The 24,855-nt window shown below is 40.0% G+C and carries 29 protein-coding genes and 1 other annotated feature; of the genes, 8 read left to right on the top strand and 21 right to left on the bottom strand.

The genetic code is table 11. From position 1 onward, the window contains the following. The first annotated feature begins 92 nt into the window (after positions 1–92). The gene (locus LG273_RS02765; protein WP_404457489.1) at positions 93–1,445 is read left to right on the top strand and encodes a S1C family serine protease; all 1,353 of its coding nucleotides are present in this window, start codon (positions 93–95) and stop codon (positions 1,443–1,445) included. Positions 1,446–1,674: 229 nt separating this feature from the next. Next, positions 1,675–2,487 carry a zinc ribbon domain-containing protein gene (locus tag LG273_RS02760; RefSeq protein WP_404457487.1) on the top strand — a complete coding sequence of 271 codons (813 nt, stop codon included), beginning with the start codon at positions 1,675–1,677 and terminating at the stop codon, positions 2,485–2,487. A 47-nt stretch (positions 2,488–2,534) separates the two neighbouring features. On the opposite strand, the gene LG273_RS02755 is transcribed toward LG273_RS02760, so the two are convergent. The 3 genes from LG273_RS02755 to LG273_RS02745 all read right to left on the bottom strand — a co-directional run bounded on the left by LG273_RS02755 (position 2,535) and on the right by LG273_RS02745 (position 3,987). Next, positions 2,535–2,741: a zinc ribbon domain-containing protein gene (locus LG273_RS02755; protein ID WP_379559843.1), complete on the bottom strand. Its 207-nt coding sequence runs from the start codon at positions 2,739–2,741 to the stop codon at positions 2,535–2,537. Positions 2,742–2,777: 36 nt separating this feature from the next. Further along, positions 2,778–3,473 (bottom strand): TraR/DksA C4-type zinc finger protein, encoded by a 696-nt coding sequence (locus LG273_RS02750; protein WP_379559844.1) that lies wholly within the window; start codon positions 3,471–3,473, stop codon positions 2,778–2,780. A gap of 67 nt (positions 3,474–3,540) precedes the next feature. Next, positions 3,541–3,987 (bottom strand): GNAT family N-acetyltransferase, encoded by a 447-nt coding sequence (locus LG273_RS02745; protein WP_404457485.1) that lies wholly within the window; start codon positions 3,985–3,987, stop codon positions 3,541–3,543. Positions 3,988–4,080: 93 nt separating this feature from the next. On the opposite strand from LG273_RS02745, the gene LG273_RS02740 reads away from it, so the two are divergent. Both LG273_RS02740 and LG273_RS02735 read left to right on the top strand, forming a co-directional pair. Further along, positions 4,081–5,016 (top strand): aldo/keto reductase, encoded by a 936-nt coding sequence (locus LG273_RS02740; protein ID WP_379559846.1) that lies wholly within the window; start codon positions 4,081–4,083, stop codon positions 5,014–5,016. Positions 5,017–5,096: 80 nt separating this feature from the next. Next, the gene (locus LG273_RS02735; protein ID WP_404457483.1) at positions 5,097–5,999 is read left to right on the top strand and encodes an NAD(P)-dependent oxidoreductase; all 903 of its coding nucleotides are present in this window, start codon (positions 5,097–5,099) and stop codon (positions 5,997–5,999) included. Positions 6,000–6,015: 16 nt separating this feature from the next. Here the strand turns inward: LG273_RS02735 and LG273_RS02730 are convergent, their stop codons facing one another. The 5 genes from LG273_RS02730 to LG273_RS02710 form a co-directional block, all read right to left on the bottom strand. Then, complete coding sequence (locus LG273_RS02730; protein WP_379559850.1) at positions 6,016–6,324, bottom strand: hypothetical protein; 309 nt, start codon at positions 6,322–6,324, stop codon at positions 6,016–6,018. A gap of 1 nt (position 6,325) precedes the next feature. Continuing rightward, positions 6,326–7,012, bottom strand: a complete 687-nt coding sequence (locus LG273_RS02725; RefSeq protein WP_404457480.1) for a class I SAM-dependent methyltransferase — start codon at positions 7,010–7,012, stop codon at positions 6,326–6,328. 77 nt (positions 7,013–7,089) lie between these two features. Continuing rightward, entirely contained in the window at positions 7,090–7,287 is a 198-nt protein-coding gene (locus LG273_RS02720; protein WP_017795660.1) for a cold shock domain-containing protein, read from the bottom strand. A 258-nt stretch (positions 7,288–7,545) separates the two neighbouring features. Next, positions 7,546–8,664: a 5,10-methylene-tetrahydrofolate dehydrogenase gene (locus tag LG273_RS02715; protein ID WP_404457477.1), complete on the bottom strand. Its 1,119-nt coding sequence runs from the start codon at positions 8,662–8,664 to the stop codon at positions 7,546–7,548. Further along, positions 8,661–9,836 (bottom strand): hypothetical protein, encoded by a 1,176-nt coding sequence (locus tag LG273_RS02710; protein WP_404457474.1) that lies wholly within the window; start codon positions 9,834–9,836, stop codon positions 8,661–8,663. Before LG273_RS02710 ends, LG273_RS02715 begins: the two co-directional genes overlap by 4 nt. A 280-nt stretch (positions 9,837–10,116) precedes the next feature. Here LG273_RS02710 and LG273_RS02705 point away from each other — a divergent pair, with 280 nt between their 5' ends. Together LG273_RS02705 and LG273_RS02700 are read left to right on the top strand one after the other, a co-directional pair. Beyond that, complete coding sequence (locus tag LG273_RS02705) at positions 10,117–11,085, top strand: rhodanese-related sulfurtransferase (RefSeq protein WP_379559855.1); 969 nt, start codon at positions 10,117–10,119, stop codon at positions 11,083–11,085. Positions 11,086–11,193: 108 nt separating this feature from the next. Then, positions 11,194–11,673, top strand: coding sequence for a glutathione peroxidase (locus LG273_RS02700; protein WP_404457471.1), 480 nt, complete (start codon positions 11,194–11,196; stop codon positions 11,671–11,673). 172 nt (positions 11,674–11,845) lie between these two features. Here LG273_RS02700 and LG273_RS02695 read toward each other — a convergent pair whose 3' ends face one another. The 10 genes from LG273_RS02695 to LG273_RS02650 all read right to left on the bottom strand — a co-directional run bounded on the left by LG273_RS02695 (position 11,846) and on the right by LG273_RS02650 (position 20,439). Next, positions 11,846–12,568, bottom strand: a complete 723-nt coding sequence (locus LG273_RS02695; RefSeq protein ID WP_404457469.1) for an amino acid ABC transporter ATP-binding protein — start codon at positions 12,566–12,568, stop codon at positions 11,846–11,848. Then, complete coding sequence (locus LG273_RS02690) at positions 12,561–13,220, bottom strand: amino acid ABC transporter permease (protein ID WP_379559858.1); 660 nt, start codon at positions 13,218–13,220, stop codon at positions 12,561–12,563. Before LG273_RS02690 ends, LG273_RS02695 begins: the two co-directional genes overlap by 8 nt. 48 nt (positions 13,221–13,268) lie before the next feature. Then, complete coding sequence (locus LG273_RS02685) at positions 13,269–14,042, bottom strand: transporter substrate-binding domain-containing protein (RefSeq protein WP_404457466.1); 774 nt, start codon at positions 14,040–14,042, stop codon at positions 13,269–13,271. Positions 14,043–14,054: 12 nt separating this feature from the next. After that, positions 14,055–15,212, bottom strand: coding sequence for a M20 family metallopeptidase (locus tag LG273_RS02680; protein ID WP_404457464.1), 1,158 nt, complete (start codon positions 15,210–15,212; stop codon positions 14,055–14,057). Between the two features lie 308 nt (positions 15,213–15,520). Continuing rightward, the gene (proS, locus tag LG273_RS02675) at positions 15,521–16,960 is read right to left on the bottom strand and encodes a proline--tRNA ligase (RefSeq protein WP_404457461.1); all 1,440 of its coding nucleotides are present in this window, start codon (positions 16,958–16,960) and stop codon (positions 15,521–15,523) included. A gap of 55 nt (positions 16,961–17,015) precedes the next feature. Further along, positions 17,016–17,237 (bottom strand) — a binding site (T-box leader). 54 nt (positions 17,238–17,291) lie between these two features. Beyond that, positions 17,292–17,852 (bottom strand): GNAT family N-acetyltransferase, encoded by a 561-nt coding sequence (locus tag LG273_RS02670; RefSeq protein ID WP_404457459.1) that lies wholly within the window; start codon positions 17,850–17,852, stop codon positions 17,292–17,294. A 39-nt stretch (positions 17,853–17,891) separates the two neighbouring features. Further along, on the bottom strand, positions 17,892–18,443 hold the full coding sequence (locus LG273_RS02665) for a cysteine hydrolase family protein (protein WP_404457457.1): 552 nt from the start codon (positions 18,441–18,443) through the stop codon (positions 17,892–17,894). Then, complete coding sequence (gene thiD / locus LG273_RS02660; RefSeq protein WP_379559864.1) at positions 18,443–19,288, bottom strand: bifunctional hydroxymethylpyrimidine kinase/phosphomethylpyrimidine kinase; 846 nt, start codon at positions 19,286–19,288, stop codon at positions 18,443–18,445. Before thiD ends, LG273_RS02665 begins: the two co-directional genes overlap by 1 nt. Before the next feature lie 32 nt (positions 19,289–19,320). Further along, on the bottom strand, positions 19,321–19,806 hold the full coding sequence (locus tag LG273_RS02655; protein ID WP_404457455.1) for a DUF456 domain-containing protein: 486 nt from the start codon (positions 19,804–19,806) through the stop codon (positions 19,321–19,323). Between the two features lie 15 nt (positions 19,807–19,821). Continuing rightward, positions 19,822–20,439, bottom strand: coding sequence for a glycerol-3-phosphate acyltransferase (locus LG273_RS02650; protein ID WP_404457453.1), 618 nt, complete (start codon positions 20,437–20,439; stop codon positions 19,822–19,824). Positions 20,440–20,743: 304 nt separating this feature from the next. Here LG273_RS02650 and LG273_RS02645 point away from each other — a divergent pair, with 304 nt between their 5' ends. Both LG273_RS02645 and LG273_RS02640 read left to right on the top strand, forming a co-directional pair. Further along, positions 20,744–21,322, top strand: a complete 579-nt coding sequence (locus tag LG273_RS02645; protein WP_379559867.1) for a M15 family metallopeptidase — start codon at positions 20,744–20,746, stop codon at positions 21,320–21,322. Positions 21,323–21,402: 80 nt separating this feature from the next. Next, positions 21,403–22,377: a ring-cleaving dioxygenase gene (locus tag LG273_RS02640; RefSeq protein WP_379559868.1), complete on the top strand. Its 975-nt coding sequence runs from the start codon at positions 21,403–21,405 to the stop codon at positions 22,375–22,377. Between the two features lie 113 nt (positions 22,378–22,490). Here the strand turns inward: LG273_RS02640 and LG273_RS02635 are convergent, their stop codons facing one another. The 3 genes from LG273_RS02635 to LG273_RS02625 are packed head-to-tail and all read right to left on the bottom strand — an operon-like array spanning position 22,491 to position 24,572. Beyond that, on the bottom strand, positions 22,491–23,471 hold the full coding sequence (locus LG273_RS02635) for a Gfo/Idh/MocA family protein (RefSeq protein WP_379559869.1): 981 nt from the start codon (positions 23,469–23,471) through the stop codon (positions 22,491–22,493). Beyond that, entirely contained in the window at positions 23,471–23,644 is a 174-nt protein-coding gene (ytzI, locus tag LG273_RS02630) for a YtzI protein (protein ID WP_379559870.1), read from the bottom strand. The genes LG273_RS02635 and ytzI overlap by 1 nt, the downstream gene beginning before the upstream one ends. Positions 23,645–23,657: 13 nt before the next feature. Continuing rightward, the gene (locus LG273_RS02625) at positions 23,658–24,572 is read right to left on the bottom strand and encodes a ketopantoate reductase family protein (protein WP_379559871.1); all 915 of its coding nucleotides are present in this window, start codon (positions 24,570–24,572) and stop codon (positions 23,658–23,660) included. Between the last annotated feature and the right edge of the window lie 283 nt (positions 24,573–24,855).

The raw sequence follows: 24,855 nt of genomic DNA, 5'->3' as shown, positions 1-24,855 counted from the left end.
ACACATTTCTACCACATTTATACCAAATCTTTCCCAAAATACATGGGTATACTTTACCTATAATCGAAATCACACAGAAAGGATGATCCTCAATGGAAAGAGACAATTACAATCAACATCATCCAGAGAACACCGAAGACACAAATCGTCCAGAAGCTTATGAGCAAGAACAAAATAGAGAACCACTAGAGACACATCAGGCAACTCCACCCAATCAGGAGCATACTATGCAACATGGGCAGGTTCAACAGGAGCAACGGACAAATAATAGCAAGCCCACAAAGAACCGTAGTGGATTGCAGTTCATACTTGGTGGCCTATCTGGAGGTATCGTTTCAGTAGCTGTAATTATTGCACTTGTTATGACAAATGTTATTCCAATTAATATGGATGCTTCTTCATCTGCTGCAAATGATAACGGCAATAGCTCCTCAGCAAGTCCAGATATTGTGGAAACATTGGCGTCAGAGGATGCAAGCATGTCCTCAAGTATTGAAGAAACCACAAAGGCAGTTGTTGGCGTAAGTAATATGCAACAGCAAAGCATTTGGACTGAAAGCCAAGAAGCTGGTACTGGATCCGGTATCATTTATAAAAAGGAAAACGGGAAAGCTTATGTTGTCACGAACCAACATGTTGTAGAAGGCGCAGAAGAAGTAGAGATTGTGCTGAATAATGACGAACGTGTAAATGCAAAAGTGCTCGGATCTGACGCTTTAACCGATTTGGCTGTGCTTGAGGTTGATGGAAATAAGATTGACACAGTAGCCAGTATTGGAAGTTCTGAAGATTTAGCAGTTGGTGAAACTGCAGTGGCAATCGGTAATCCTTTAGGTATGGAATTTGCTAATACCATCACAAAAGGAATCATTAGTGGATTAAATCGTTCTGTCAGCATGGACACGAATGGAGACCAACAAGCTGATTGGGTAACGGAAGTAATTCAGACAGATGCAGCTATTAACCCTGGGAATAGTGGCGGAGCACTTGTTAATGAAAATGGAAAAGTGATTGGTATTAACTCTATGAAAATTGCCCGGGAAGAAGTAGAAGGAATTGGCTTTGCAATCCCTATTGATACAGCTCTTCCTATAATGGAGCAATTAGAGGAAAACGGAGAGATTGAACGACCACTTATTGGCATTAGCACGGCTTCACTAAGCCAAGTACCGGCCCAATTCCGTAGTGAAATTACGCTTCCAGAAGAAGTAGAAGGTGGAATGGTTATTGCAGATGTGCAAGCTGGTTCTTCTGCTGAAGCAGCAGGGCTGCAAAGGTTTGATGTAATTACGAAAATTAACGGTAATGCCATTACTTCTATTTTAGAACTTCGAAAATTCCTGTACTCTGATGCTGCAGTCGGAGATACAGTTGAAATAGAATATTATCGTGACGGCGAGAAACAGACAGCAAACGTCACCTTACAAGCTGGAGATTCAGCATAACAAGAATAACGCTAGCTTTTGTGAAGGGAGGGACTATCCTCCCTTCTTTTTTTTGCATTTTAACATTATAATGGTAGTGGATATATACTGCAGAGAAGACTTGACTTGCGAAATGTAAAGCTATTCGTAAGAAATGACAAAAAGGAACGTTTTTACACATTAAAAACAGGAATTCTACACTTTTTGTCGAAATGCATGTAAGTATCCAATACTTAAAAGGAGTGATTTGATGATTTGTCCGAATTGTGGACAGGAAACAGAAGAAGGAAAGTTTTGTACAAATTGTGGAGCACCTTTACCGGTTGAGGATAAAGCGGCTACCCAAGAGGGGCTCTACACGGATCATACGATTCCATCTGAACAGCCACATCAGCATGTAGAAAGCGGTTCGACACCTGCTGGAGGGCAAGCCCAACAGCAACAACCATCCAACGATTTTATGGAAACAGTGAAGAAAGAGTCTTCCCAGTTCGGCTCCTTTTTTCTAACGCTGCTTAAAAAGCCAAGCGAAGGACAAACTGTTACAGGCAGTCAGTTGATTCCAGGTATTATAACAATTGTAGTTTTTTCACTGCTTATCTCCCTTGGTACTTACATAATTTCCAGCAGTATTGCATCCTTTTATATGCAAGTATCCTTTGTGGACGGCTTCTTACTGCCACTAATCCAATTTTTAATTTTATATGGTATTATTACAGCGCTGGCCTTTGCAGGTGTAAAAATAGGTGGCCAAAACCTTTCTTTTACAGACGTAGTAGCAAAGACTGGAGCATATTCTGTACCATTCTTGGTTCTAATAGTAGTAGGCTCTCTTCTCGCCCTTCTTAATATTACGCTTCTTTCCGGAACTATTATTATGATAGGATTATTAGGCCCTATTCTTTTAGTACCAACCTTTATCTTACTTGAAAGACCAGCACCAGCTTTTGACCGTATTTACTTACTGATCGGAATTTACTTCATATCGCTAATTGTTTCCGGATATCTTTTAGGAAGTATTACTAGCGGCTTAGTTGGCAGCATGATGGGTAACCTTTTTTAAGGAAAACATTTTAAAAAGCGGACCTTTTAATAAGGGTCCGCTTTTAGTTATCCAAAAAATAAATCAATGACATTGCTTCCTTTAGAGGATTTCTTATTATAAAATTCGGAGTATCCGCAGTTCTTGCAATATACAACGAGAAATTGGTTATGCTGCATATCGAACATTTTGGATAAGCCAGTGCCTGTCATGGCAACTTCTTTGGAATCCGCATCTCTACTTCCACATTTCATACATCCATTTTGTGTATTCATATGACCACTCCCTTAATAAATATACGTTTATACGGGTTAAGTGGTTTCATCATCGTCTATAGAATCGAGTTCTTTTTCATATTTATTATGGTTATAGGAAACTCCCTCAAATTTCCCGTCGATGTCTGCCGCCAGAAATTCTTCAATATTCTCTGGTGAGCCTACAAGCTCATCACTATTTGGATACATTTCATCATAATTATCGTGGTCCTCATAAAAATCCGAAGTAGTCTCTGATGTCCCGTATCTGCTTACTTCCTGCCAGCTATCTTCTGCATCATAGCCTACCTGATTTTCATTCGTTTCTTCATCCGGATTTATATTCGGGCTGAAGACTTCTTCTTCAACTGTACGGTTTTCTTCAAAAATAGGAGCATTTGTGGCATGCTCCATACAACGGTCGGCAGTTGGTAAAGCTGCTAGCCTCTCGTATGGAATATCTGCACCACATTGGCTGCATATGCCATATGTTCCTTCCTCAATAGCATGCAGCGCTTTATTTATTTCCTCTAGCTCTGTCTCAGCATGTTCGTTTAAGGCAATATCCTTCTCTCTCTCGAAAAGCTCTGTCCCCATATCACCGGGGTGGTTGTCATAATTAGACAGTTCACTTACCGATTCTTTAGCTAATTCATACGTTGTACCAAAATGATCCTGTATATGATGTATCAATTCATTTTGTCTTTGCAACAAGTCTGCTTTACACTGGGACAATTGTTCTTTGGTGATCATAAGGATCCTCCTCCCATTGCTTTAACGATGTATGTATACTATGCGCAAAACAATGGAGAGTGATTCCCTATTTCGACTCCCAAAACATGTCAATATGTAATATTCCATCATCTAAATAGGGATCCGATACTTGCTTAAAACCCAGGGATTCGTAAAATATCTTTAAGTATTCCTGTGCTTGAATTTTAATCTTGGCTTCTTTCCAATCATTCGCTATAACATTTATTGCTTTTTCCATGACTTCTCTCGCATATCCTTTCCCTCGGAATTCCTTCACTACCATAACTCTTCCAATCGATGCTTCCGCATATTTAAGTCCAGAAGGAATAAGGCGCACCAACGCCGCCAGTTCCCCCTCGTCTTCCAAATACAAGTGCATACTGCCCTGATCATAATCATCTAATTCCGGGTAGGCGCAATTTTGTTCTACAACAAAGACCTCTGTACGCGCTTTTAAGAGCTTGTATAATTCCGTGTTTGTTAATTCAGAAAATGATTTGAGCTGCCAGTTCATTTGTTTCCCTTCCCTTACTTTTTTCCTTATACTATTACATGTGAGGACTTATCGTAAAGAATAAGCTACAACGCTTTTAAGGAGGAAATACCCATGGAAAACAAGACGAAAATAGGGAAAACAGAGTTGACAGTTAACCCAATTGGTTTGGGAACAAACGCTGTCGGTGGTCACAATATTTATCCAAATCTTGATGAAGAAGCAGGAAAAGAATTAGTCAAAACAGCGATCAACAATGAGATGAACTTCTTGGATACTGCTTTCATTTATGGTCCAGAACGTTCAGAGGAACTTGTTGGACAAGTCATCAAAGAAACGGGAAAACGTCAGGAAGTAGTACTTGCAACCAAGGGTGCGCATAAATTTGTCGGAGATGATGTCGTATTCGATAATTCTCCCGCATTTTTAAAGCAATCGGTGGAGGATAGTTTGAAACGACTGCAAACCGATTATATCGACCTATATTATATCCACTTTCCGGACGAAAAAACTCCAAAAGATGAAGCGGTTGGTGCATTAAAAGAATTGAAAGATCAAGGGAAAATAAAAGCAATTGGCGTTTCCAATTTCTCTCTAGACCAACTAAAAGAGGCAAATAAGGACGGTTATGTAGACGTGTTTCAGGGAGAATATAACCTCCTAAATAGGGAGGCAGAAACCGAATATTTCCCTTACACCACGGAAAACAATATCTCATTTGTGCCGTATTTCCCATTTGCTTCCGGCTTACTTGCAGGGAAATATGATAAAAACACAACGTTCCAAGACGGTCGTGCAAAGGCACCAAACTTCCAAGGTGAAACCTTCCTACGTAACCTCGAAAAGGTAGAGAAGGTACGGAAGATAGCCAACAACAAAAATACAGAGGTTGCCCACGTGGTGCTCGCCTGGTATTTAACAAGGGATGCCATTGATGTTGTTATTCCTGGAGCAAAACGAGCTGACCAGGTGTTAAACAACCTTCAAACACTTGATGTGAAATTGACCACAGAAGAAATAAAAGAAATCGATAGCATTTTCCAAAAATAACAATAAACCTGAGGGGCATATACAAATTGTATGTCTCTCTCTATGCTATACTTCATACAAAGAAACACAGTACATATTACATGAATTGCAAATATGTTTGGAGGGAGAAGGCAATGAAGACGAAACAAATTGGTTTTATTGGTACAGGGGTTATGGGGAATGGGATGGTTAGAAATTTAATGAAGAACGGGTTCTCAGTTACGGTCTTTACGAGGACAAAAGAAAAAGCACTCCCGTTATTGGAAGAAGGAGCTGAGTGGGCAGATTCCGTGAAGGAACTTGCTACTTCTTGCCAAATTATTATTACCATTGTCGGCTATCCGAAAGACGTAGAAGAGGTTTATTTCGGAACAGATGGCTTACTTGCACATACAAGGTCTGGCAGTTATTTAATTGATATGACAACCTCTAAACCGACATTAGCTAAGGAAATTTATGATCGTGCAAAGGAGAAGAACATCCAGGCCCTTGATGCTCCGGTTTCAGGCGGCGATATTGGTGCTAAAAACGGTTCATTGGCCATTATGGCTGGTGGTGATGAAGAAGCCTTTAAGGAAGTACTTCCAGTATTAGAGGCAATGGGAGAAAATATCATTTTACAGGGAGAAGCTGGAGCAGGGCAGCATACAAAATTGAGTAATCAGATTGCGATTGCCTCGAACATGGTCGGCGTATGTGAAGCAATTGTTTATGCAAGGAAAGCTGGCTTAGATCCTTCTAGGGTGTTGGATACCATTACTACTGGGGCAGCGGGTAGCTTTTCCTTATCAAAACTGGCGCCAAGAATGATTGCTGACGATTACGCCCCTGGATTTTATGTAAAACATTTTATTAAGGACATGAGTATTGCCTTGGAATCTGCCAAAGAACTCGGGATGGACACCCCTGGGCTTGACCTTTCTCTTAAGCTTTACAAAGAGCTGGCAGAAAATGGAGAAAATGACAGCGGGACACAGGCACTTATTAAACTATTCGAATCATGAGAATTGGAGAACAGAATTATTTCTGTTCTCTTTTTTGTTTGTCTAGTTCACTTTGTACAATAAAAGCCAGGTCGTCATTCCCAAACAATTGTAGAATTTGGAGTACAGTATGGGCAGGAATCTCTTCTGATTCTTCCTTTGTAACCGTAAGCTCCATTGCTTCCGCTAAGGCAGGGTTATGCAGCTGATCTGGATATGCCTTAGCATATAACGCAACAGGGTCTATGTCATTGTTAATACACCATTGTGCATAAACGAGTATCATCATTTTTTCATCGCTCTGATAGCTTTTTATTACTTGGTCTTCCATTTCTTTTCTATCCAAATTAATTCTCCTCTTTCTTGAAAAGATATACCCACATGAAAGAAAGTGCCTGTTTAAGTTCCAACGGCAAATGCGCTGCCTCTTCAGGCTGCACTTCTTTTTTATATACACCAACATCATCTATCCGCTGGAGACCGAGATGCTTTGCAAGCTTCTCAAGCTCCCAAGGCATCATCGTATTACAGATTGCCTTTTCTCCATGTAAGCGAGGGAAGCTATTTATACGAGGACCTGCTGTTGGACCGAGAACACCAATACAGAGAAACCCTTCCCCATTCGTTACTCGAACCATTTCCTTTAATGCATGGAAAGGACCCTCTGTCCATTCTAAAACATTAATCGCTAATAATGCATCAAAAGATTTATCCGGAAAAGGTAATTCATTAACATCGGCTTTTTCAAACGTTATTTCTTCCTCTGGCAAACTTCTTTTTGCATGGGTTAGCATTTCTGTTGAAAGGTCGATTCCAGTAACTTTAAATTCCGCCTGGTGTAACAAATAAGATCCATATCCATCTCCACACCCGACATCCAGCACTCGGCTTCCCTTTTTCACATGCTTTTGAACGAAAGGGATAATGTCACTTCTGCTACCCGTTTCCCACATCTTGCGACTGCGTTCATGCCAAAAGTCAGCCCGCTTATCCCACTCCACCTCTGCAGCGTCCTTCCAATTAAAATGTCCCATGCTTCTCCCCCACATCTTTTATTTATACAAAAAAAGGTTTACCTCACGAATGAGATAAACCTTCTTATTATCAACTATTATAGGCGAACAACGTTAGCTGCTTGCGGTCCGCGGTTACCTTCAACGATTTCAAATTCAACGTCTTGACCTTCTTCAAGAGTTTTGAAACCTTCTGCTTGGATAGCTGAGAAATGTACGAATACATCGTCTCCGTCTTCACGCTCGATGAAACCGAAGCCTTTTTCTGCGTTAAACCATTTTACTTTACCAGTCATTAAAATGACCTCCTTATACAAATATCGTGCAAAGTAATTGAATCATAAATACTTTTACACCGCTTTGATAAAGAGATCGTAAAGTATTATTCAAACTTCAATTTCCTTTTGCTACTTATAACTTTAACCTTTTCTAAACTAAAAAGCAAGTAATTAGGAATTTATTTTTTAAAAACTTCTCTTAGCTCATTCCCTGAGCGAGTTGTAAGTAAGCGTTTCCCGACCTCAAGAGGATTTCGTAGTGGGAAAAACTTCCGTTTAATTCGTTTTTTCTATTTCACTATACCGACGCTTTTGCCGGTAACCATACGTAATATCCCGAACCAGTTCTTCATTTTCCAAACTTGCTCCAATCGCACCCACTATCGTAGAAATAGAAGTCGCAACCCAGGCAAGCCTTAAAAAGTATACAAAAGTAAATTCTCCCTCAAGATTTATGGAAGAAGCATATACGTCTGGTGGGATAAGAACAATTATAGCTACTAAAAACAAAATGTATAAAACGGCATAATAACTGATTACAGAAATAAGTAATGTAAGTATTGTCGTTTGATTATACAGTCGTCGAAGCTTAGGCACAGACTGGGAGCTCGGATTTTCCCAAAGATTGTGCGCAGTAATAATCCAGAATACCATTAATCCAATAGCAGCTGCATTTAATGCGATCAGTCGATAATTGCTGAGAATATAGCTCAGCTCCCATATTGTAGTGAAGATAAGGCCAAATACACCTGTGGAGAAAGCTACCGCAATAATACTTTTTAAGGAAGGCATAATACTCATCGGACGATTTGCTTGGGTCATTCCCATTAACAGGCGTATTCTGCCAACTGTGCGGGGATATGCGATATATCGTGCTTCCTTCCCCACCACTTCCTCCTTGGTGCTAAGTCTTTTTACCCTGCTAACAGGAAACTGCTTTTGAAGAATACGTTCAGGTTTCGACTTTTCTAGTTCATCAATTTTATCCGAGTTACCTTGATAATAATAAATTTCTCTAATTATTTGGATGATTGCATTCTGAATTCTCTTTTTGGTTGGTAACCAACCAAAAACAGGAATGGATAATTGTGCAACACCGTGATGCAGACTAATATCTGCGCCCACAATGTTTGTTTCATGAAAGAGAGGGAGATCGGTTAAACAAACTGCATAATCCCATTCCTCAGTTTCTTTAATTTCAATTGCCTTCTCCAGTATCTCCCCTACTGTTTCTGCAGAACCCGTCAATGGATCTACAATAATTTTCATCTCCCACTCGACGTCTTGTTTAATTTGATTCTGGAGTTGAGGCGCAATCCTTTCCATATACTTCTTTCCAATTGATGCAGGGAGCTCCGGAGCAGCAATTAGGCCAACCACAATTTTCTGGCTCATCGACTACACCTCTTTTCAACCTCGGTTTCCTCATCCTGTTTCTCATTTTTATCCTCTTCCTCGCCAATCTCGTAGTAGCGTTGTTGCTGACGAAAGGAATAGGTTACATTACGTATTCTTTCCTCACTCTCCAGCCCTGTCCCAATGGCACCAGCAAGAGTTCCACACGACGTAATCAACCACACAAGCTTAATATAGTAGATAAAGGATGGCATTCCCTCTACACTTGTACGCAGTTGAAACAGCTCAGGAGGGACTAAAAGGGCCATACCCGCTAGGAACATCGAAAATAACACCAGATAATTTAGAACAACAATACTTGTCAATGTCAGGAAAGTCGTTCGGTTATATAAATTTCGCCACCGTTTCTTTCCGTGTTGGGAAGGTTTTTCCCATAGATTATGGGTTAAAATAATCCATACTACCATACCAAAAATAGATAGAAGAGAAAGAATACTTAACCTTACTGGAGAATATTCAACACTAAGTACCCACGGGTTAGGAAAAATTGAGATATACGCACCTGACGCAAAGGATAACATTACTAATTTCTTAAACGACAGAAGTGCCGCCCAAGGGCGATTGGCAAATGTCATACCGAAGAGAATACGCACATATCCAATAAAAGCAGAACGTACTATATAGCGAAAGTCCAGTTCATCATCCTCAGCTGCTTCTACCCTCCGTACTCTTGAAAAGTAAAACTGCTTTCCTATATTTTTAGCAGCATCCTTCCCATTTACCAGTGTTTGATCATCTCTGGTAGGCTGCCGTTCGGAATTACGATATAGTTCTTTCATTAACTCTACAATAATCACTCGGATCCGTTTACGCATCGGCATGACACCGAAAGCAGGAACTGACACTTGTCCAATTTTATTTTTTATAGAAGCATTCCCTACTACTATCTTTTTCTTCATAAATATAGGTAAATCCGTCAGACAAATAACGAAATCCCAATTGTGGTCTTTTTTTATATTGGAGGCATTATCTAGGACTTCTTTTGTTTCTTCTGCCACCCCAACAAGTGTATCTACAGTCGACTCCACCTTCCAGCTCGTTTCCTTATCAATATATTTAACAAAAATATCGGGTAATTCATCACATAATTTTTCCGCTATTTCTGCTGGAAAATTTGGGGCAGAAATTAATCCTACACGAATAGTTGCCACTTTCTCCACCTCCAATCCCTTCATTATGTATGTATCTTGGCTTTAATCGTTTACCCTTTTTTAGTAAGGGAAAACATAAAGTGATCCTTCATTTATTGGAGTCCCCTCCCCATTAAATGTTAATAAATGTTAGTGGAACGATTCGGACGGGACAAAATATACATGGACTAGAATTTGTACTAAAAACATGGTAGAATAATGAATTGCAAGATAAAAAATAAGAATATCGACTACCAAACATTTATATCTTGCAAATATGAATGATAGGTGGTAAATCAACATGGAAAACTTAAATTATCAGGTTTTATTGTATTATCAGTATGTGCCGATCGAGGATCCTGTATCCTTTGCCGACGAGCATCTTAAATTCTGTAAGGAACTTGAACTAAAGGGCAGAATTCTCGTTGCAGAAGAAGGAATAAATGGGACAGTTTCTGGTACAAAAGAACAGACCAAAAAATATATGGAAGCAATGCACAACGACCCGCGCTTTGCCGACATGGTATTCAAAATTGATGAGCATGATGAACATGCCTTCAAGAAGATGCATGTACGTCCGCGTCCAGAATTAGTTTCTCTAAGACTTGAAAATGATATTGACCCATTAGAAACAACGGGTAAATATCTTTCACCAAAGGAGTTCTTTGACGCAATGCAAGACGAAGATACTGTCGTAATTGATGCCCGTAATGATTATGAATATGATCTAGGTCATTTCCGCGGGGCTATTCGACCGGATATCGAAACCTTCCGTGAACTTCCAAAATGGATTAAGGAAAACAAAGAAAACCTAAAAGACAAAAAGGTTCTAACCTATTGTACAGGGGGAATTCGTTGCGAAAAATTCTCCGGGTGGTTGCTTGAAGAGGGCTTTGAAGATGTTAGCCAGCTACATGGCGGCATCGTAAGCTATGGAAAGGACCCAGAAGTACAAGGTGAACTTTGGGATGGCCAATGCTATGTATTCGATAATCGTATAGCTGTACCAATTAATCAAAAAGAACACGTTGTAGTCGGCGTTGATTATTTTGATGGACAACCTTGCGAGCGCTACGTAAATTGTGCAAATCCAGAATGTAACCAGCAAATACTCTGCTCAGAAGAAAATGAGCATAAATATATGCGTGGCTGTACTCATGAATGCCGAGTAAGCCCACGAAACCTATATGTAGAAGAACATGGGTTAAATGAACAAGAAGTGGAACAAAGACTTGCCGCTATCGGTGAGTCACTTAAACAAGAAGCATAATGCCAGAAAAAAGACGGCCTTAGGTCGTCTTTTTTCTGTATCTAAAGCGTTTATTTAGACAGGTGGTGTCCTCATTGCTATTCTTTTTATAAGGGAGGCTTGCTTATTATGAGTGTATATCAATTTAAGGCTGAAAAGATTAACGGCAATGAAGTTTCTTTATCTGAGTACGAAGGAAAGGTTCTTTTAATTGTAAATACAGCAAGTAAGTGCGGATTTACTTCACAATTGGAAGGTTTGCAAGGGCTTTACAATACGTACCAGCAGCAAGGTCTTGAAATCCTAGGCTTTCCATGTAATCAGTTTAACAGTCAGGACCCTGGATCGAATGAGGAAATAGAAGAATTCTGTCAGTTAAATTACGGGGTTACGTTTCCAATGTTCAGTAAAGTGGATGTAAAAGGAAAAAATGCGCACCCGCTTTTCACATATCTCACAGATGAAGCAAAAGGTTTACTAACAAAGCAGATCAAATGGAATTTCACCAAGTTCTTAGTCGACAAGAACGGAGAGGTTATAGACAGATTTGCACCACAAACCAAACCCGAAGAACTTGAAAAAGCAATTCAAGAAGCGTTGAAGCAATAAAGTGAAACTTCGTCTGGTGGTGGGGTTCCCTTCCTCTCCCACCAAATGTTAGTTGAACGAATCGAACCTTTACTGCCAGTTCAGGATAAATGCGTCAACCTAAAAAATAAAAAAGGCAGAGCGAATTTATGCCATAGCCTGAATTCGCTCTGTTCTATCACACCTTATTTAACTACAGTACTTTATCCAGAAAACCTCTCGCTCTGGAAGTCTGAGGTTTCCCAAAAAAGTCATTCGGCTTTCCTTCTTCTACTAGCTTTCCCTGGTCTAAGAATAGGACTCGATCCGCTACTTCTTTAGCAAAATTCATTTCATGTGTTACGATCACCATCGTGATGCCTGTATTAGCTAAATCCTTAATAACATCCAGCACCTCTTTTACCATTTCCGGGTCGAGAGCTGAGGTAGGTTCATCAAACAGCATTACTTCTGGCTCCATCGCCAATGCTCTTGCAATGGCCACCCGTTGCTTCTGCCCGCCTGAAAGATGATTCGGATAGGCGCTTTCTTTATCCGATAATCCGACCTTCGCGAGTAGTTTTTTTGCACGTTCCACTGCTGTTGACTTATCTACCCCTTTTACCTTCTGTGGTGCGTACGTGACATTATCAAGCACTGTCATATGCGGGAATAAATGAAAGTGCTGAAACACCATCCCAATATCCTTTCGAACCTCCAGCTTATTCACTTTTGAACCTGTAATCTCATTGTTGTTCATAAATATTTCTCCTGAAGTTGGCTCTTCTAAAAGATTTAAACAACGAAGAAAAGTAGATTTACCTGACCCGGAAGGCCCTATAATAGTCACTACTTCCCCTTGCTGAATGGTAGTAGAGATTTCATTCAATACCGTTTGTTTTCCAAATATTTTCGTAATCTTATCAGCTTTAATCACTTTGACGAAGCCTCCGTTCTACTAAACTCCCTGCAAAGGTGAGGAGATAGACCATAATCCAATAAATGAGTGCTACAAAAATTAACGGCTCAAAGTTTCGATAAATATCCGAACCAACCACCTGAGCCCTACGCATAAGATCTAAGTATCCAATGGTAGAGACTAATGCAGACTCTTTCGTTAACGTAATAAATTCATTCATCATAGCCGGTAAAATATTTTTAAATGCCTGCGGAAGAATAATATTTAGCATCATCGGCTTATAGGGAACACCTAGCGCTTCTGCAGCTTCTGTCTGACCCCGGTCCACCGCTTGAATCCCACCACGTATAATTTCCGAAATATACGCGGCAGAGTTTAAACCAAAGGCGAGGACGGCTGATAGAAATGCTGAAATATCATATCCAGTAAGCTGCGGAATAGCAAAGTAAATAATCATTAATTGCAGAATAAGCGGCGTTCCACGAAATATCGATGTATAGAAAACGGCAAATCCCTTTAACACTGGTATTTTAGTTATTTTACATAGTGCGAGTAATGTACCAAGTACAAACCCCATTACAATGGATATACTTACAAATTTTAACGTAGCCCCAATTCCCTCTAGTATAAAAGGAATATAAGGCACGATTTGGGTGAAATCCAAATTCATGCCTTAACACCTCAATTCTTTATCTTTATTTTTTAGTAGTTAGTTCCTTTATTCAACGTCAGAAAGCCATTTATCTTCAAGCTCCTGGATCTTTCCTTCTTCTTCGAGTTTTTTAAGTACCTCATTTACGTCTGTCACCAATTCACTACCTTTTGGAAAAGCGATCCCCATACCCGGTGAGCTCATTGTTGGATCATCGAAACCTTTTAGACCTTGCTCATTTACATATCCGACTCCAACCGTTTTATCCATATATCCAACGTCGATCCGGTTAGAATTTAATTCTTGAATAAGCAATCCTGAATCATCTACTTTCTTCACTTCAAAGCCATATTCCTCACTAAGCGTTTCTGCGCCTTCTTCTTGAATGGTACCAAGTTGAACACCAACAGTCTTGCCTTCCAAATCTTCAAGGCTTTCTATTGCAGAATCAGCTGTTGTAACAAACATTTCTCCAGAATGGTGGTAAGTAGTAGAGAAGTCTACATTTTTCTTCCGTTTATCGGTTGCGCTCATACCAGACATGACCATATCGATTCGATCTGCCTGCAAGGCGCCAATCAATCCATCAAATTTCATATCTTCTATTTCTAGCTCATAGCCTAATTCTTCAGCTATAAGATTTGCTAAATCAATATCAAAACCTTCAAAGTTCCCTTCAGCATTCCGGGATTCAAATGGTGGAAAATCTGCCGAAGTAGCCATCTTAAGAACCTTTTCCTCCTGCTCGGCACTGCCTGAAGCTGAATCTGATGATCCGCAAGCTGCTAAGCCACCTGCTATTAGTATGATAAATAATATAAGTCCAAATGTTTTTTTCATTGTTTCTTCCCCCTATTTATTATTAAATTCCTGTTGAATAGATTGAAATAATGCTTCATCTGTTAAAAGATCATATCCAGTTAATGCAAGTGAGAGTGCCCCGTTTGTTAAGGTTTGATGTCCTTCATCTGTAATTGTTTTATCTGCAAATTCCTGTGTATGAGCAATTAACCCTTCTTCTCCAAAACCAATGTACGGATGAATTGCTGGCACAACCTGACTAACATTCCCCATATCAATAGATCCATAGCTTTGCTTCGCAGGTAGAACCGCTTTTCCACTAACCTGTTGTAAATTTTGATTGAATGCATTAGATAATGCTTTGTTTGTAATCATATTGTCGTAGCTTAATTCATAGTTGGATATTTCCAATGTGGCACCTGTCATCAACGCTGCACCTTTAGCAATGTTATGGACCTTGTCTACAACTTCATTTAAATAGTCCCTTTCCTTTGCTCTAACATAAAATTGGGCAACTGCATAATCAGGGACGACATTTGCTGCTTGCCCTCCTTCAGAAATAATGCCGTGAATTCGTACATCTGATGTTACATGCTCTCTAATAGCGTTCACTCCATTAAATAGTTGAATTACACTATCCAATGCATTAATCCCTTTTTCCGGTGAAGCTGCCGCATGCGAAGCTTTTCCAGTAAAGGCAAACTGGATAGCATCCATCGCTAGAGACTCCCCACTTTCATAGGAAAGGTCACTTGGATGGACAATCATTGCGGCATCAATGTCTGTGAAAATCCCTTCATCGCTCATTGGCACCTTTGCTCCATTTGTTTCTTCTGCTGGAGTACCAAGTACAACAACACTCCCACCAATTTGATCAATCTGTTTACTTAGTGTTACTGCTGCTCCGACACTCATGGTTCCGATTAAATTGTGGCCACAGCCATGCCCCACACCTGGAAGGGCATCATATTCGGCTAAATAAGCTATTTTCGGCCCCGTTTTTTTCCCTTCGTAAGTAGCTTTGAAAGCGGTCGGCCTTCCGACTAGACCTGTTTGTACTTCAAAGCCTTGTTTGTTAAGATAATCTGATAGTAGTTTCATGGATTCATATTCTTGGTCACCCAATTCAGGATGATGATATAGGTGATCACTCATATTAATAAGGTCTTGTTTTATCAAGTCGAGTTCTTTCGTTAATATATCTTTCATCGTTATCCCCCGTTGCATATCGTGTATATTTATTAATGACTATGTATATTTATACCACCTTATGAATAAAAATTCAATAGGTTTTTATCCAAGTTTTAAAATTTATTTCCTGAAACCCTTTACATCCTTAACTTTCGGATCATTTCTAAAGTAAGAATCACCTCAGCATCGTTTTAATATAATGAATATTTAATCTAATTAAGGATTATTTAGCCATACAGTAGATTCTAATAAAAAAAAGCTGAATAGATTCGCATAATATCATGCAAATCCATTCAGCTTTTAGCCACTTTGGAAAAAGGGTTATTTTAATATGCTTTTGCCCAATACACTAATTCTTTTGCTTCTTTCCCACAGCATACACAAGTATCTGCTACTTTTTCCTGTTCAAATGGTATACAACGTGAAGTAGCGGTTGTTTCTTCCTTTATTTTCTCTTCACACGCAACATCCCCACACCACATTGCTTTGATGAAGCCTGGTTTTTCTTCTAGCACCTGTTTGAACTCCTCCATTGTTTTTGCAATGGATGTATTTTCTTCACGATGCGTTTTAGCTTTCGTATAAAGGTTTTGCTGCACTTCTTCTAATAACGCAGGAAGTCGACTTTCCAGTTCACTAAGTGCAACGAATTCTTTTTCACCAGTATCCCTGCGTACAAGTACTACTTGCTCTTTTTCTATATCTTTTGGTCCCATTTCGATACGTACAGGGATCCCTTTCATTTCATATTCATTAAACTTCCAGCCAGGCATTTTATCATTTGCATCAATATCGACACGTACAAGATTCTTTAGGCGATCGCGTAAATCGTATGCCTTATCCAGCACTCCTTCTTTATGTTGCGCGATTGGCACTATCATAGCTTGTGTTGGAGCAATTTTTGGAGGAATAACCAGACCACGATTGTCACCATGTACCATGATTAAAGCACCCATAATACGAGTGGATAGGCCCCATGATGTTTGGTGAACATATTGGCTTTCTCCATTCTCATCTAAATACGTAATATCAAACGCCTCTGCAAATCCAGAACCAAAATGGTGAGAAGTACCAGACTGTAACGCTTTTCCGTCATGCATCATTGCTTCAATCGTCAGCGTATAATTTGCCCCAGCGAATTTTTCTTTATCTGTTTTGCGTCCTTTTAATACAGGGATCGCCAAATAATCTTCTGCAATTTTAGCGTAAATTTCCAGCATGCGATTTGTTTCCTCTGCAGCATCTGCATCTGTTGCATGTGCTGTATGGCCTTCCTGCCAATGAAACTCAGAAGAGCGCAAGAAAGGTCTTGTGGTTTTTTCCCAGCGTACGACATTTCCCCACTGATTATACAGCTTAGGCAGATCACGATAGGAATGAATATTTTTCGAGTAGTAATCACAGAAAAGTACCTCTGAAGTTGGTCGGACAGCGATACGTTCTTGTAGTTTTTCCTCACCGCCATGTGTCACCCATGCTACTTCTGGTGCAAAGCCTTCAACATGGTCCTTTTCTTTTTGCAGCAAACTTTCTGGAATGAATAATGGAAACGCCACATTAGAGTGTCCCGTTTCTTTAAATTTTTTATCTAATTCGTCTTTTACATTTTCCCAAATGGCATAGCCGTATGGTTTAATAATCATGGTTCCGCGCACTTGGCCATAATCAACTAATTCTGCCTGTTTTACAACGTCTGTATACCACTGAGCGAAATCATCTTCCATTGCTGTGATTTTTTCCACAAACTGCTTGTTCTTTTTACCCAAGCCTAACACCTCTTTATATAAAGTTTATTTTTAAACACAAAAAATCCTCCATCCGAAAAGGGACCGAGGTTTTGGTGGTACCACCCTTGTTTGCAGCCAAAAAAAATGGTGCACACTTAAATGGATAACGGCATGACCCGCGCACATGTTACAGTAATGATACTTTCCAATGGCGAACTCAGGAGGCAGGTTCTAATCATGTCTGCAGGAATTCACAGCGCCATTCCCTCTCTGATGCAGACAAACCAATTATACTAATCCTCGTCAACGTTTCATATATATTCCTAAATATAAAGGCTCCAGCTTGTAAAGTCAAGGTGAGGAGAGCTTCTTACCTTGACTTTACATTACTGGTGCGAGGCAGTTGCTTTTCATACAAGGAAAAGCTATCTCCTTCTGCAAGTGCTTGGCCTATGTATTGAAATCCTGTTTGCTTATAAAACGTATTTAGAACAGGGTTATTCGCTATACAATCAAGACGAAGCAGACCACTCTCCGCGTTTATATTTTCTTCAAACCATAAGAGAAGGTCCCTCCCTATACCTCTTCCAGTATAGTCGCTATGTACGGCAAGACGGTGAATATAGAAAGCATTCTCTTCGTTCGGTGCTCCCCAAAGCGTTTGATCCCATGCGTTTTGTTTATTGGTAAGATTAAACGTTGCTACGAGGCTATTCCCATCTGTCACAATATAGCTAACACCACGATCAATGGCTGCAACAATCTCCGAGTCTTCCTCATCACGTAGCAAAAATTCCCACTGATTTATTCCTCTTTCATGCAATCTCTTTGCAACGCCTTTTAATAATTCTATAACAGCAGTTGCATCGCCTGGTGTAGCTTGTCTTATTGTAAACGGTCCAAAATTGCTTGTTCGAAAGAATGTATTCATTTCAATACTCTCCCCCTTCGTTACTATGAAAAAAACTGGTTAAATAACCGTTGCTCCAAGGGTGTTTTCAAAATGCCCCAAGGCCCATTCATGACCAGCTTGGTTAAAGCTAGCAACGGCATTTGCGTGGATTATTATTTTAAAACCTTTATTATAGGCATCTACAGCTGTATGTAACACACAAATATCTGTACACACACCAATAATATGCAGTTCCTGAATACCTCGCTCACGCAGCTTTAAATCAAGATCTGTCCCTGCAAAGGCACTATAACGGGTCTTATCCATATAATACACATTTTCTTGATCCTGTTGCTGCTCATACAAATCCGCAAGCCTTCCATAAAGCTCCCTACCTGGTGTCCCAATAATGTTATGAGGTGGAAATAGTTTGGCTTCAGGATGTAACACTTCTCCCTCAACATGCCCATCGACTGCTAACACAACAAAATCGCCTGACGTAATAAACTCCTCTGTTAAGCTAACTACTTTTTCCTCAATCGCCTGACCAGGTTCTCCACATGTCAGTCTCCCATTATCTGCCACAAAATCATACGTATAGTCTACATTGATTAAAGCGCGTTTACTCATTATACATCCCCCTTATTCATATGGTAGATCTTAATATCTTGAGCTTTTCCATACTTTCTTTCCGCGGCATGGTAGGTTGGACCCACAATATCTGTATAGGAAAATCCGTGTTTTATTGCTGTTGTAACAAATCCTTTTGCCTGTTTGACCGCTTCCACTACGGAATATCCCTTTGTTAAAAAAGCCGTAATCGCTGCAGAATACGTACATCCTGCTCCGCTTGTATTAACCGTGTCAATTCGGGGTGCTTCCAATACTGTAAGCTCCTCCCCATCAAAAAGGATATCAACGGCTGGACCATCCAGTCGGCCACCCTTTACAAGCACATTTTGGCAACCAAGTGCATAGAGATCAATAGCTGCCTGCTTTAAGTCTTGGACAGAATCGATATCCCGCCCATTTAAAAGCAAGGACGCCTCCGGTACGTTCGGTGTAATAATGGTCGCCATTGGAACTAATTGCTCCATCAATGTACGAATTGCTTCATCTTCTAAAAGCTTCGAATTCATTTTTCCAACCATTACAGGATCTACCACTAAATATTTGTAACTAGTATCTTCCAATAGGCCTGCAACTGTCTTAATAATCTCTTCCGAAAAAAGCATACCTATTTTTATACCATCTACGCCTACTTGCTTTATAGCTGTAGCGAATTGCGCTTCAATAGCCTCTATGGTTTGCAGGTGGACATTTTTATCTGTTTTAGGGTGCCTGGACACAATTGCTGTCAACACACTCATGCCATAGACATCCAACTCCTGAAATGTTTTTAAATCCGCTTGGATCCCTGCACTGCCTCCTGCAGCAGATCCAGCAATTGTCATCACTCTAGCTGGTAATGTCATGAAAAAAATCCCTTTCTATATACCTTATCTCTTTAGAAAATCACTACAATTAAGAACCATACGATCATCACGAGCTGCAGTACAACCTTTGCTACTGCTCCTCCAAGAAAACCAATCAACGAGCCAAGCGAGGCACGAAAAGCCTCTTGCGACGTTCTTTTTTGTACCATTTCAATAACAAAAACAACAAGAAACGGAATAATGATGATGCCGAATGGTGGAATAATAAACGAACCAATAATGACAGCCACCGCAGCTCCTCGTTCTCCCCATTTGCTGCCACCATATTTTTTCACAAAGTAACTATTTGCAATAATATCGGCAGCAATGAGTACCACGGTTAAAATAACCATTACGATCCAAAAGGCAATATTTAATGCTTCGTTATTTAACACAAAATGATAAAGCAAGAATCCTCCCCAAATCACAAGCACAGAGGGCACGATGGGAAAAATAATGCCTACAAAGCTTAGTATAAACAATACCGCAATGACAACCCAAATAATAATATCTAGCATGGTTTCCTCCAATGATTACTTTTTTCGAAACATACTTGAAAGCTTTGTTTCTTCTTTCTTCCATATACGTTTATAGTTCTCCAGATGTTTCATAATACTTAAAGCTGATAAGAACACGACAATCAAGGTTGGTTCTATTCCAAAGAACAAGTATGTGGTAACAAGAAAGGATAGATACATAAACAATACACCAACAACAAGATAGTCTGTCGCAATCGTAAAGATTAGTAATATAGCAATTCCAATGACCGCTATTTTCCAATCAATTGCTAGTAGAACACCTACAAGACTAGCTGTGCCCTTTCCCCCACTGAAATTCATCGTAAACGGATAATTATGTCCAAGAATAACAAAGAGTGCGGTTATATAAATAAGTAGTGTTTGTGTATCCCCGTTAATACCGTTTTCTTTTAAGATAAACAACGCGAGTAAAATAGCCACTGTTGCTTTAAAAATATCAATTAACGCTACGAGAATACCATATTTCCAACCAAGTAGAATTGTTGTATTGGAAGCTCCTGCATTTTTGACCCCACTGTTTTTTATATCAACTTTTTTGATTTTACTAACCACTTGGGAACCATGGATACAGCCAAAAATATACCCGATTAAACTGACGATGATGATAAACATCTGCTTCCTCCTTTATTACGACTTATTATAACGTAAATAATATTAAGAAAGGAACATTAAATTTGCTCATTAAACCGTTATATCTCAGCATATTACCAGCTTCATTTGTTAGAATAAAAGAAGTAATAGATAAAGAGAAACTTCAGTTGGCGGGCCGCTCACTCCCCACCAATTGATAATTGAACGAATCAGACCTCTACTGGCAGTTGATCCCCCACTTAGAATGATTGATGATTCCCTTTTTCTTGAAGTGGGGGCTTATTGCCAGTTAAGGCGGGATAAATAATTTGAGGAGAAAAACAACATGCGAAATACAACCAGCATTTTTAGTACATGGATTATTATTATTCTGTTTCTTGTATTGCTTTTTACATTATATAACCAACAAAACAAAAAATATGAGCATCAAGGCAAGGATGCTTCCATACCATCAGAGCTCCACCCACTGGTAGAGGAGCAAATAGACAAGGTTATTGAAGAAGCTGAGAAAATAAATATAGAAGTGGTCATTACAGATACCCTTCGGACGTTTGAAGAACAAGAAGCATTATACGAACAAGGCCGAACAACTGAGGGGAATATTGTAACGCATGCGGAAGGTGGGGAATCTTACCATAATTACGGTCTGGCCATTGATTACGCACTTTCCGATCAGGATGGAGATATTATTTGGGATATTGCCTATGATGGGAACAATAACGGTGAGCGTGATTGGTTTGAAGTGGCAAATATAGCAAAGGATTTAGGGTTTGAATGGGGCGGGGATTGGGAGAATTTTAAAGACTACCCACATCTTCAAATGACCTTTGGACTCTCGATTCGCGAGCTACAGAATGGACTCCGGCCAAAGACCGAACAAGAAGGCGAAGAAGTAGACAACTAGCACGTACCTGTTTATAATAAATTTATCTTGAATTCAAAATAAATTCCGAATAACTATTATAACTACAAGGAGGAAATCCCATGGAATTAAAAGGCATTCATCACGTTTCGGCCCTAACAGCAAACGCTAAAGCTAACTATTCCTTTTATACAGGAGTGCTTGGCATGCGTTTAGTTAAAAAAACCGTAAACCAGGATGATACATCTGTGTACCATTTATTTTACGCAGACGTGGTGGGCAATCCTGGTACTGATTTAACGTTCTTTGAAATACCGCGTGCCGGTCGAACCTATCCTGGTGTCAGCAGCATCTCCACAACTTCCTTACGGGTAAAAAATGACGAGGCATTACAATATTGGAAACAGCGCCTCACCGAACATCAGGTCGAACATGAAGATATCGTCACAGAGAACAACCGAAACATCATTTCGTTACGTGATCCAGAGGGACAGCGACTTAAGCTAGTATCAGATGAAACAAATAAAGGGGTAGAGGCTGGCACTCCGTGGAAAAAAGGACCAGTGCCTGTGGAGTATGCGATCGTTGGACTTGGACCAAGTCAGTTAACCGTAAATGATCCAGCTCCTACCGTAAAAGTATTAACAGAGGTGCTTTCCTTTAAAGAAGTTGATCGTTATCCTTCACAGATTCAAGGGCAACCGGACGTAATTGTATTTTCTACCGGTGAAGGCGGGACAGGTGCTGAGGTCCATTTAGAAACAAGAACCGATCTTCCAAGAGAAAGGCCAGGTCGGGGAAGTGTTCATCATGTGGCTTTTCGGGTAGACAATGAGGATGAACTAAAGTATTGGAAAGATCGTTTACAAGGCGCTAGATTACCTAACTCCGGACTTGTAGAGCGTTATTACTTTAAGTCCCTCTATTTCAGGGAGCCAAATGGAATCCTGTTTGAACTGGCAACAGACGGTCCTGGCTTTACAACAGATGAAGACCCAGAACATCTAGGTGAATCACTTGCATTACCACCATACTTTGAACAGGACCGCGAACAAATAGAAGCAAAACTAGAGCCTCTTGATACAAAAAGGGATTAAAAAAATTGTAAAACACAATGTTGCTAGAGACAGATTCTAGCTTGATCTCGTATATACGAACAAAACGCCGAAGAATTTATATCTTTCGGCGTTTTGCTTTTCTATCCTAATCTTTACTCTCCTGGAAATTCAATATGATGCTGTTTCCTAGCTTTCGCTGTCCATTTAGCAACGTGTCTGCTACGTTCTAAGGCATTGCTATATGTTTGCTCGTTTTGTTCCTTGACCATTTTGACGAAAGCCTCTAGCTCGTAGATCATATCTAATGGCTCTTGCTTTTCAGCTAATTCCTTTGTTTCCTTTGCCTTCCTATCATAAAAAGATAACGCATCAATTGGGGCTATATGATCCATTCTTAAGGCACCATCTTCGCCATGGATCTCAGATGGGATTGTCCCCTGAGCTACCTTGGAACACAGAATGGTTACTATAAATGACTGATAATTTAAAACAAGGGTACCACTTCCATCTGTACCATTCTCCAGTAGCACAGGGAAATAGTTAATATCCTCAGGTTCACCAAATAAATCGATTGCCATGCTTAATGGATATACCCCTAAATCCATTAGGGCGCCTCCTGCAAACTCTTTGGAAAATACGTTAGGAGCTTTCCCGTCTTTATATGCATCATACTTGGATGAATATTGGACATATTGCAGCATTACACTCCGAACCTGTCCAACATGGCTTAAACTCTCTTTCAAACGCAAATAGTTAGGAGAATACAGATGACGAAATCCTTCAAATATATATACTCCATTCGCTATGGCAGCCTCACGTGCGTTGTTCCACTGTGTTTCATTTAAGACCATTGGTTTTTCACAAAATACGTGCTTTTTATTTTCTATACATGCCATCATATGTTCATAATGCAGAATATTTGGGGAAGCAACATAGATAAAATCGACTCCATCATCCTGAAGCATTTCGTCTAGATTAGAAAACCACTTTGATGCCCCATTCTTTTCGGCAAATGCCTTGGCATTTTCATCCCTTCTTGAGTAAACACTGTGTAGTTCTGCAGCGCCTGATTGCTTCGCAGCCGCTATAAAGGATTCTGTTATCCAACTTGTACCTATTGTAGAAAATTTCATTATTTTTTCTCCTCTTCTTCATTATCTTCTTGCTTCTTGTTTTCTTCCTCATCTGGTAATGGGTCAACCTTATGTTTGTAAGCATACCCCTTTGATATCGTAAGCAGTGACAGTAGTAAAACAAGAGCCACAACGATGATCATAATAATAATGACAATGGTGTATGTAGACAAATGGCTCCCTCCTTTAAGCCTTTTCAAATGGTTTTATCATACCATAGACTGCTTTTGTATACGACAGGTCTATCCCTGCCCTCTCAGCCAAGCGAATTGCACCGCCATGTAAATGGTCCAATTCGAGACGTAGCCCTTTTCTTCGATCTTGATGCATCGAAGAAGTAGCTTCAGCATGAAGGGCATGTAATTTCTTTTCTGCCTCTTTTACATCGTCATCACTTAGATTTGCCCCATTAGCATTTGCTAAATACTTCATTTCTTGCAGGACTTCTTTTGCAAGCTGAAACGTTTCAGGATAGGCTCTTACTTCCCCTATCGATAAATTCGTTGCGGTTGTAATACCAGAAAAAGCATTAATAAACATATATTTCTTCCATAGTTCTGTCAAAATGCTTTCGCTATTACTTACAGAAAAGTTTGCTTCTCCAACAAAAGACTCTAGTTTTTTACATATACCTCTTTGTACTGGGTGTAACGGACCAAAAATAAGATCATGAAAATCACTCGTATGCACAACATGCCCCTTGTTATTTAGTGTGGCTATAATAAAGGATAATCCACCAAGCACAGCTTTCCTACCTAAGTGTCGCTGTAAAACTTCAATATGTTCTATCCCATTTAAAATTGGTAAAACATAAGCTCCATTTGCAACAAGTACCTTTAGCGGCTGCAAAACACCCTCTAAATGATAGCCCTTCACCCCCACTAATACAAGGTCTGCATGGGGAATACTCTTTGGATCTGTTGCTACATTTGGCTGTTCGATGGAATAGTCACCGTGTTTACTATATATCTTCAATCCATGTTCGTCTAATTCAACGGCCCTTCGTTCCCTAACTAAAAAGGTAACATTTGCCCCAATTTCTTGTAAACGCGCTCCAAAATAACCTCCTAATGCGCCGGCCCCTACCACTACAACATTCATGTGCCTCCCCCTCTACCTTTTATTTGATACCGTTTTCTACATCGTACCTTGTTCTTGTATACATTGTCTACAACAACAATTGAACAAAAGCGCAGGGCGCCCGTTTTAGGGAAGGCCGACTAAGAACGCCCCGTCCTGGGGCCACGTCGGCATGACCCGGATCCTCCGGGCCCACGTACGGACTGGGACTGCGATTACTCGCCCTACCGAAAACCTTTTGCGCCTGGCCATGCCAGGTGGCTCCATGATGCCACGCAAAGTGGCGGTTTTAATGGGGCATTCT

The organism is Oceanobacillus kapialis (assembly GCF_044790185.1).
GTDB lineage: Bacteria > Bacillota > Bacilli > Bacillales > Amphibacillaceae > Oceanobacillus_B > Oceanobacillus_B kapialis.
The sequence above is the reverse complement of the archived record's forward strand: the minus strand, read 5'-3'. Positions and strand labels throughout refer to the sequence as shown.